This window comes from Pseudomonas sp. SDO52101_S400, assembly GCF_054071635.1.
This window is the reverse complement of record NZ_JBSVWF010000066.1, coordinates 23,257-30,363: the sequence shown is the minus strand read 5'-3', so window position 1 is coordinate 30,363 and position 7,107 is coordinate 23,257. Positions and strand designations below refer to the sequence as shown.

The 7,107-nt window shown below is 61.2% G+C and carries 6 protein-coding genes; 4 read left to right on the top strand and 2 right to left on the bottom strand.

Features of this window, described 5'->3' with window-relative positions; translation table 11 throughout:
- Positions 1–45: 45 nt before the first annotated feature.
- Complete coding sequence (locus tag ACW9HX_RS25220) at positions 46–1,062, bottom strand: AraC family transcriptional regulator (protein WP_457382675.1); 1,017 nt, start codon at positions 1,060–1,062, stop codon at positions 46–48.
- Positions 1,063–1,282: 220 nt separating this feature from the next.
- On the opposite strand from ACW9HX_RS25220, the gene efeU reads away from it, so the two are divergent.
- The 4 genes from efeU to efeO (ACW9HX_RS25200) are packed head-to-tail and all read left to right on the top strand — an operon-like array spanning position 1,283 to position 5,501.
- On the top strand, positions 1,283–2,131 hold the full coding sequence (efeU, locus tag ACW9HX_RS25215; protein WP_457382674.1) for an iron uptake transporter permease EfeU: 849 nt from the start codon (positions 1,283–1,285) through the stop codon (positions 2,129–2,131).
- Between the two features lie 8 nt (positions 2,132–2,139).
- Positions 2,140–3,339 carry an iron uptake system protein EfeO gene (efeO, locus tag ACW9HX_RS25210; RefSeq protein WP_457382673.1) on the top strand — a complete coding sequence of 400 codons (1,200 nt, stop codon included), beginning with the start codon at positions 2,140–2,142 and terminating at the stop codon, positions 3,337–3,339.
- Between the two features lie 17 nt (positions 3,340–3,356).
- The gene (gene efeB / locus ACW9HX_RS25205; protein WP_457382672.1) at positions 3,357–4,655 is read left to right on the top strand and encodes an iron uptake transporter deferrochelatase/peroxidase subunit; all 1,299 of its coding nucleotides are present in this window, start codon (positions 3,357–3,359) and stop codon (positions 4,653–4,655) included.
- A 21-nt stretch (positions 4,656–4,676) separates the two neighbouring features.
- On the top strand, positions 4,677–5,501 hold the full coding sequence (efeO, locus tag ACW9HX_RS25200) for an iron uptake system protein EfeO (RefSeq protein WP_457382671.1): 825 nt from the start codon (positions 4,677–4,679) through the stop codon (positions 5,499–5,501).
- Between the two features lie 149 nt (positions 5,502–5,650).
- Here the strand turns inward: efeO (ACW9HX_RS25200) and pssA are convergent, their stop codons facing one another.
- The gene (gene pssA / locus ACW9HX_RS25195; RefSeq protein ID WP_457382670.1) at positions 5,651–6,994 is read right to left on the bottom strand and encodes a CDP-diacylglycerol--serine O-phosphatidyltransferase; all 1,344 of its coding nucleotides are present in this window, start codon (positions 6,992–6,994) and stop codon (positions 5,651–5,653) included.
- Positions 6,995–7,107: the final 113 nt, after the last annotated feature.

The window sequence follows — 7,107 nt, the reverse complement described above, 5'->3', positions numbered from 1 at the left end:
GCGCGTTTCAAATGTGGGAGCCAGCCTGCTGGCGATGGGGCCGGATCAGACGGCCTCATTCAATATCAGGCTGCGGTAATGCCCAGGATTGGTCCCCGACCACTTGCGAAACGCCTTGTAGAACGAGCTCGCGTCGGCAAACCCCAGGCGCGTAGCAATCTCGGCGAAACTGATCGACGGTTCCGCCAGCCAGGTAATCGCCAGTTCCTTGCGCACGCTGTCCTTCAAGCCCTGATAGGTCTGCCCTTCTTCCGCCAGACGCCGGCGCAGGGTCGAGGCCGACATGCACAATTGCTGGGCCAGGGCTTCGGTTTCCGGCCACTGTTCGGCGGGCAACTGACGCAGATCCTGCTTGATCCGACTGGCGAGGCTTTCCGGGTCGCGGTACTTCACCAGAATGTTGGCCGGGGCATGGGCCAGGAAGCGCTTCAGCTCTTCGGCGCTGCGCTTGATCGGCAGATCCAGCACGTCAGCCGCGAAGATCATCCGCGTACGCGGCCGATCGAAGCGCAGGTTTTCCGAGAACATCACCCGGTAGTCATCACAAAACTCCGGCGCCGGGCAGCGCAGTTCGATGGCCAGAATCGGAATCCGCCGCCCCGCCAGCCAGCACGCCACGCCGTGGACGATCATCCAGTAAGTGAAATAAGTGAAGGCGCGACGTGGCTCGGGGTCATCCTCCAGCAGCACGATCTCCGCCAGGCTTTGCTGATGCACCAGTTGCGCCGACATGCGCTCAAGCATCAACGACAGAAAATTCAAACCGGTACTCAAACCGGCAGCCAGATTCGCCTGGGCCATCGCGCTGCGGCAGAGGAATTCCAGGCTGCCGGATTTCAGCTTGCGCGGATCCATGCCAAAGAACTCATCATCGCCGCGCCGCGCCAGCAACCGCCACAAGCGTGCGTACTGACTGGCCGGGACACGGGCGTCATCGGTGTGCAGCAGCGCCGGATCGATGCCGACCTTGTTCAAGACTTCTTCCGTGGCCACGCCCGGGGCACAACTTTGCTGCAGTGCTTCGCGCACCAGTTGAATGGCGATGGTGTCTTTTTCCGACATGGATCGAGGCAAATCCTGTTGTTGTTCGGGTGGCAGGCATCTTAACGCAGCTGCCCGGGCACGGCTCGCTCGATCCAGGAATGTCCGTTGCGTATTTGAGAATGGTTGATCTTCAAGCCTGTTCAGCTACCGTTCAGGTAAATGTCAATGAGTGGCATGTGAGAATGACTTTCATTATGTTACAACTTGTAACCTCATTTCGTTACACAGTGGATGCCGAATGCTCGTTCCCTTTCTGATCATGCTGCGTGAAGGCATTGAAGCCGCGCTGATCGTTGGCATTATCGCCAGCTACCTGCAACAAACCGGTCGTGGACAATGGATGCCGGCAGTGTGGATCGGCGTGTTTCTCGCCGCTGCACTGGCCTTGTTGGTGGGCGGAGGACTGGAACTGGTCAGCGCCGAATTCCCGCAAAAGCAGCAGGAACTGTTCGAAGGCGTAGTCGGACTCGTCGCCGTGGGCATTCTCAGCTCCATGGTGTTCTGGATGCGCAAGGTGGCGCGTTCGATCAAGCATTCGCTGCAAGCCTCTCTCGATCACGCACTGACTTCTTCGAAGCATCAGGTCATCGCGCTGATCGCCATGGTGTTTTTCGCGGTCGCTCGTGAAGGGCTGGAAACCGTGTTCTTCCTGCTCGCCGTGTTCCAGCAGAGCGAAGGCCCGGGCGCGCCGATCGGTGCCCTGCTCGGCCTGATCCTGGCGATCATCGTCGGCTTCCTGATCTACAGCGGCAGCATGCGCCTGAATCTGTCGGCGTTCTTCCGCTGGACCGGGTTGTTCATCCTCGTGGTCGCCGCCGGAATTCTCTCCAATTCGGTGCAGGCGCTGCATGAAGCCGGGGTCTGGAACCACCTGCAGACCGTGCTCTTCGACTTCAGCGCGACGCTGCCGATGGACGGGCCATTGGGTTCGGTGCTGGCCGGCATGTTCGGTTATCAGGATGCACCGACTGTCAGCACCCTCGGCGCGTATCTGATCTACCTGGTGGTGGCGCTGGTGATGTTCTTCTATCCCGCACCCGCCTCGGCGCCCAAAGCCGCCGCTTCGAATTCCGTTTCCAGCCAATAAGGGCCTCCATGTCAAAGCCTAATATTCCTCAGGCCTCCCCTCCCCGTGCCTTGCGCTGGGCGGTGGCCGGTTCGGTGGTCGTGATGATCGCCGCCGGTGGCCTGTTCTACTACGCCTCGAAAATGGCTGCGGCCAAACGTCAGCACAACCATGACGAAGTGGTGGTCAACATCCACCCCGGCAGTTGCGAACCGAACGAGCTGAGCGTGCCTGCGGGCCGCGCCAGTTTCCGCATCGTCAACCGCTCCGACCGGGCGGTGGAATGGGAAATCCTCGACGGCGTGCTGGTGATCGAAGAACGCGAGAACATCGCGCCGGGCCTGAGCCAGGTGATCAACGCGAACCTGCAACCCGGCGACTACGCCATCACCTGCGGCCTGCTGAGCAACCCGCGCGGCGTGCTGCATGTAACGCCGACCGCAGCCTCCGATGCTGCCGCCAAGGCCAAGCCGTCGATGGTCGCCTTCGTCGGGCCGCTGTCGGAGTTCCGCGTATACCTGGCCACCCAGAGCAGCGCACTGATCAAAGCCGTCACCGCACTCAATCAAGCGATCAACAGCGGTGATCTGGCCCAGGCTCAAGCGGCGTACCTGCCGGCCCGGGCGGCGTATCAGCGTCTGGCCCCGGCTGCACAACGCCTGGCCGAACTGGACAACAGCATCAACGCCCGCGCCGATTACTTCGAAAAACGCGAACAGGATCCGGCCTTCGTCGGCTTCCATCGCATCGAGTACGCGCTGTTCCAGCAACGCAATCTCGACGGTTTGTCGCCGATTTCCGAGCATCTGCTGGGCGACGTCAACACGCTGAAACAACAGTTGCTGGCCCAATCGCTGCCGCCGGAGCAACTGGTGGAAATCCTCGTGCGCAACCTCAACACCCTGGCCGACGTGCGCGCCGCCAGCGGCGAAGAGGAACGCTACAGCCACGGCGACCTCAACGGCTTCGCGGCCAATCTGGAGACGGCGCACAAAGTCGTCGAATTGCTGCGACCACTGCTGACGAAATCCGCCGCCGACCTGCTGCCGAAAATCGACAGCGCGCTGGCTGATTTCGATACCACGCTGAACAGCTTCAAGGTCAAGGATGGCTACGCGAGTTACGACACCGTCAACGGTGAGCAACGCAAGCAGATCGCCGACAAGGCCAAGGCTCTGGCCGACGCCCTCGACGCCATTGATCCCGCCCTCGGCCTCTCCGGCCTGTAAGTAGAAGACGAATACCGATGAACGATTCCGAACACTTCAACCTGCAACGTCGCCGCGTACTGATGGGCATGGGCGCCGCCGGTGTCGCACTGGCCGGTACCGCGCTGAGCTGCCCGGCAATGGCCGCCGCCCCTGCGCAAGTCACTGAAGCGCCGAGCAGCGACAAGACCCAGGATCACCACGACTTTCATGGCGTACACCAGAGCGGCATCGTCACCCCGCGCCCGGCGTCCGGCATGCTGGTGTCGTTCGATGTGCTGGCCAGCGACCGTGAAGATCTCGAGCGTCTGTTCCGCACCCTCAACGAGCGTATCGCGTTCCTGATGAAGGGCGGCCCGGTGGCGCAGATCGATCCGAAATTGCCGCCGCCGGATTCCGGCATCCTCGGCCCGGTGGTCACACCGGACAACCTGACCATCACCGTGTCGGTGGGCGAATCGCTGTTCGACGAGCGTTTCGGCCTCGCCGCCGCCAAGCCCAAGCGTCTGATACGCATGGTCGGTTTCCCCAACGACGCGCTGGAAGCCGACTGCTGCCACGGCGATTTGAGCCTGCAGTTCTGCTCCAACACCGCCGACACCAATATCCACGCCTTGCGCGACATCGTGAAAAACCTGCCGGACCTGCTGCTGGTGCGCTGGAAACAGGAAGGCAGCGTGCCGCCACAAGCCCCGGCCAAACCCGGTGTGCCGGCGCAATCGGCGCGTAACTTCCTCGGTTTCCGCGACGGCTCGGCCAACCCGGACTCCAACGACGGCAAAGCCATGGATCGCATCGTCTGGGTGCAACCGGGCAGCGACGAACCGGCCTGGGCCACCCACGGCAGTTATCAGGCGGTACGGATCATCCGCAACTTCGTCGAACGCTGGGACCGCACGCCGTTGCAGGAGCAGGAAAGCATCATCGGCCGCGTGAAAACCACCGGCGCGCCGATGGGTGCCAGCCATGAAACCGAAGTCCCGGACTACAGCAAGGACCCGGAAGGCAAGCTGACCAAGCTCGACGCCCACATCCGCCTGGCCAACCCGCGCACCGCCGCGAGCCAGGCCAACCTGATCCTGCGCCGGCCGTTCAACTATTCCAACGGCGTGAACAAGAACGGCCAGCTCGACATGGGCCTGCTGTTCATCTGCTACCAGGCCGACCTGGAGAAAGGCTTCATCACCGTGCAAACCCGCCTCAACGGCGAGCCGCTGGAGGAATACCTCAAGCCGGTCGGCGGCGGTTACTTCTTCACCCTGCCGGGTGTTACGGGCGACAAGGACTTCATCGGTCGCTCGCTGCTCAACGCTACCCAACCAAAAACAACTGCATAGCATTCAACAGGAGCCGCCCCCATGAAAAAGACGCCCATCGCGTTATTGCTGACCCTTGGTCTACTCAACACCCCGCTGTCGGCGTTCGCGGCGACCGCACCGCTGGATCTGGTCGGACCGGTTTCGGACTACAAGATCTACGTTACCGAGCAACTGGACCAATTGGGCACCCACACCAAGCAATTCACCGATGCCGTGAAAAAAGGTGACCTGGCGACCGCACAAAAGCTCTATGCCCCCACCCGTGTTTACTACGAGTCGATCGAGCCGATTGCCGAGCTGTTCAGTGATCTCGACGCGTCCATCGACTCCCGCGTCGACGACCACGAAAAAGGCGTGAAGGCTGAAGACTTCACCGGTTTCCACCGCATCGAGTACTCGCTGTTCTCGGAGAAGAGCACCCAAGGCCTGAACGATCTGGCGGACAAGCTGGATAAAGACGTCCAGGACCTGCAAACCCGCGTCGCCGGCCTGACCTTCCCGCCCGAGAAAGTCGTGGGCGGCGCTGCTGCGCTGCTGGAAGAAGTCGCCGCCACCAAGATCTCCGGTGAGGAAGACCGTTACAGCCACACCGACCTCTATGACTTCCAGGGCAACATCGACGGCGCGAAGAAAATCGTCGACCTGTTCCGTCCGCAGATCGAGAAGCAGGACAAGGCCTTCGTTGCCAAAGTCGACAAGAACTTCGCCACCGTGGACAAAGTCCTGGCCAAGTACAAGACCAAGGACGGTGGTTTCGAGACTTACGACAAGGTGAAGGACAACGACCGCAAGGCGCTGGTCGGCCCGGTCAATACCCTGGCGGAAGACCTGTCGACGTTGCGTGGCAAGCTCGGTCTGAACTGAGACTTGTAGCGTCTGTTCTACCCCTTCGCGAGCAGGCTCGCTCCCACACAGGGTCTTTGTTGAACACAAAAATTGTGCTCGGCGAAGATCCAATGTGGGAGCGAGCCTGCTCGCGAAGGCATTTGTAGCAGCGCTGAAAATTCTGTGCCTTACAGAATCCGGTACAGCAACCGCTCGACCCGCACCCGACTCACGCGCTTGAGGAACTTGGCCACCCCGGCCGGGTAATCCGGCAAGGCTTCCAGATCCTGGAACCGTGCGATCCGCGTGGTGTGAACGAAGATGTTTTCCAGTTCCGCGCGGCGCGGCTCCAGCCACTCGCCTTTCGGGTCATCGATCAACAATGCGTTTTCCAGATCGAGACGGAACGCCCGCGGGTTGAGGTTGTTGCCGGTCAGCAAGGTGTAGCGCTGATCGATCCACATGCCCTTGAGGTGATAGCTGTTGTCACCCTCACGCCACAAGTGCAGGTTCAACTGGCCGCTGTCGATGTTGCGCTGATGACGCTTGGCGAAACGGCGCAGGCTGATCTCGTAGAGATACGGCAGCGCGGCGATCACCTTGAACGGCTCGGTCGGCGGAATGTAGAAGTCGTTGGCCGTCTTGTCGCCAACCACGATGTCGATCTTCACGCCGCGAGCCAGCGCCCGGTTGATCTCGCGGATCACCCCCAGCGGCAGGTTGAAGTAAGGCGTGCAGATGGTCAGTTGCTTCTGCGCACTGGCGATCAGCTCCAGAATCACCCGGTTCAGCGGGTTGTTCTTGCCCACGCCGAGCAACGGGCTGACTGACAGACCGGTGTGCGCCGTGCTGCCGGCACTGGTGTCGTACGTTGCGTATTTGAGGCGGCTGCGCAGGTCGCCGATGTCGTTGCGCAGGCTGCGGGTGGTCGGCAGGTTCGGCAGGTCAAGGCGATGCACGGCTTTCGATTCGATCAGGCCGTGTTTCACCAGGTGGTGCATCGAGTCCGCCAGTTCACGGCTTTGCAGTACGTGATAACGGTCGAAGCGGTACTTGTCGAACTTGTGCAGGTAGACGTTGTTCAGGCTGGCGCCGCTGTAGACCACGCAATCGTCGATCACGAAGCCTTTGAGGTGCAGCACGCCGAACAGCTCGCGGGTCTGCACCGGCACACCGTAGACCGGCACCACGCTCTGGTGGGTGCGGGTCATTTCCTGGTACCACGCCGAATTGCCCGGCTGCTTGCCCGCACCGATCAAGCCGCGCTGAGCGCGCAGCCAGTCGACCACGACCACCACTTCAAGCTCGGGACGCTTGAGTTTGGCGGCGTGCAAGGCATCGAGGATTTCCTGACCGGCTTCGTCATTTTGCAGATAGAGCGCGACGAGGTAGATGCGCTGGGTCGCCTGGGCGATTTTTTCCAGCAGGCAACGACGGAACTCGGCGGCGCCGGACAGAATGGTCACGGCCTCGGCGGTCAGCGGAAAGCTGCGCAACTTGGGCAGCAGAGAGCGTTTGAAAAGCAACGGCATAGGGCTCGCAATGGGTCGAATCCGAAGAACCCGAGAGCTTACACCATCAACTCCTTCGGGTCTTGTTACTGTCTGTAATAACTTCATCGCCAGCAGCCTGGTTCCCACGTGGT

Coding starts and splice junctions, on each gene's coding strand:
- ACW9HX_RS25220 (WP_457382675.1), bottom strand. CDS start 1,062: ATGTCGGAAAAAGACACCATCGCCATTCAACTGGTGCGCGAAGCACTG.
- efeU (WP_457382674.1), top strand. CDS start 1,283: ATGCTCGTTCCCTTTCTGATCATGCTGCGTGAAGGCATTGAAGCCGCG.
- efeO (WP_457382673.1), top strand. CDS start 2,140: ATGTCAAAGCCTAATATTCCTCAGGCCTCCCCTCCCCGTGCCTTGCGC.
- efeB (WP_457382672.1), top strand. CDS start 3,357: ATGAACGATTCCGAACACTTCAACCTGCAACGTCGCCGCGTACTGATG.
- efeO (WP_457382671.1), top strand. CDS start 4,677: ATGAAAAAGACGCCCATCGCGTTATTGCTGACCCTTGGTCTACTCAAC.
- pssA (WP_457382670.1), bottom strand. CDS start 6,994: ATGCCGTTGCTTTTCAAACGCTCTCTGCTGCCCAAGTTGCGCAGCTTT.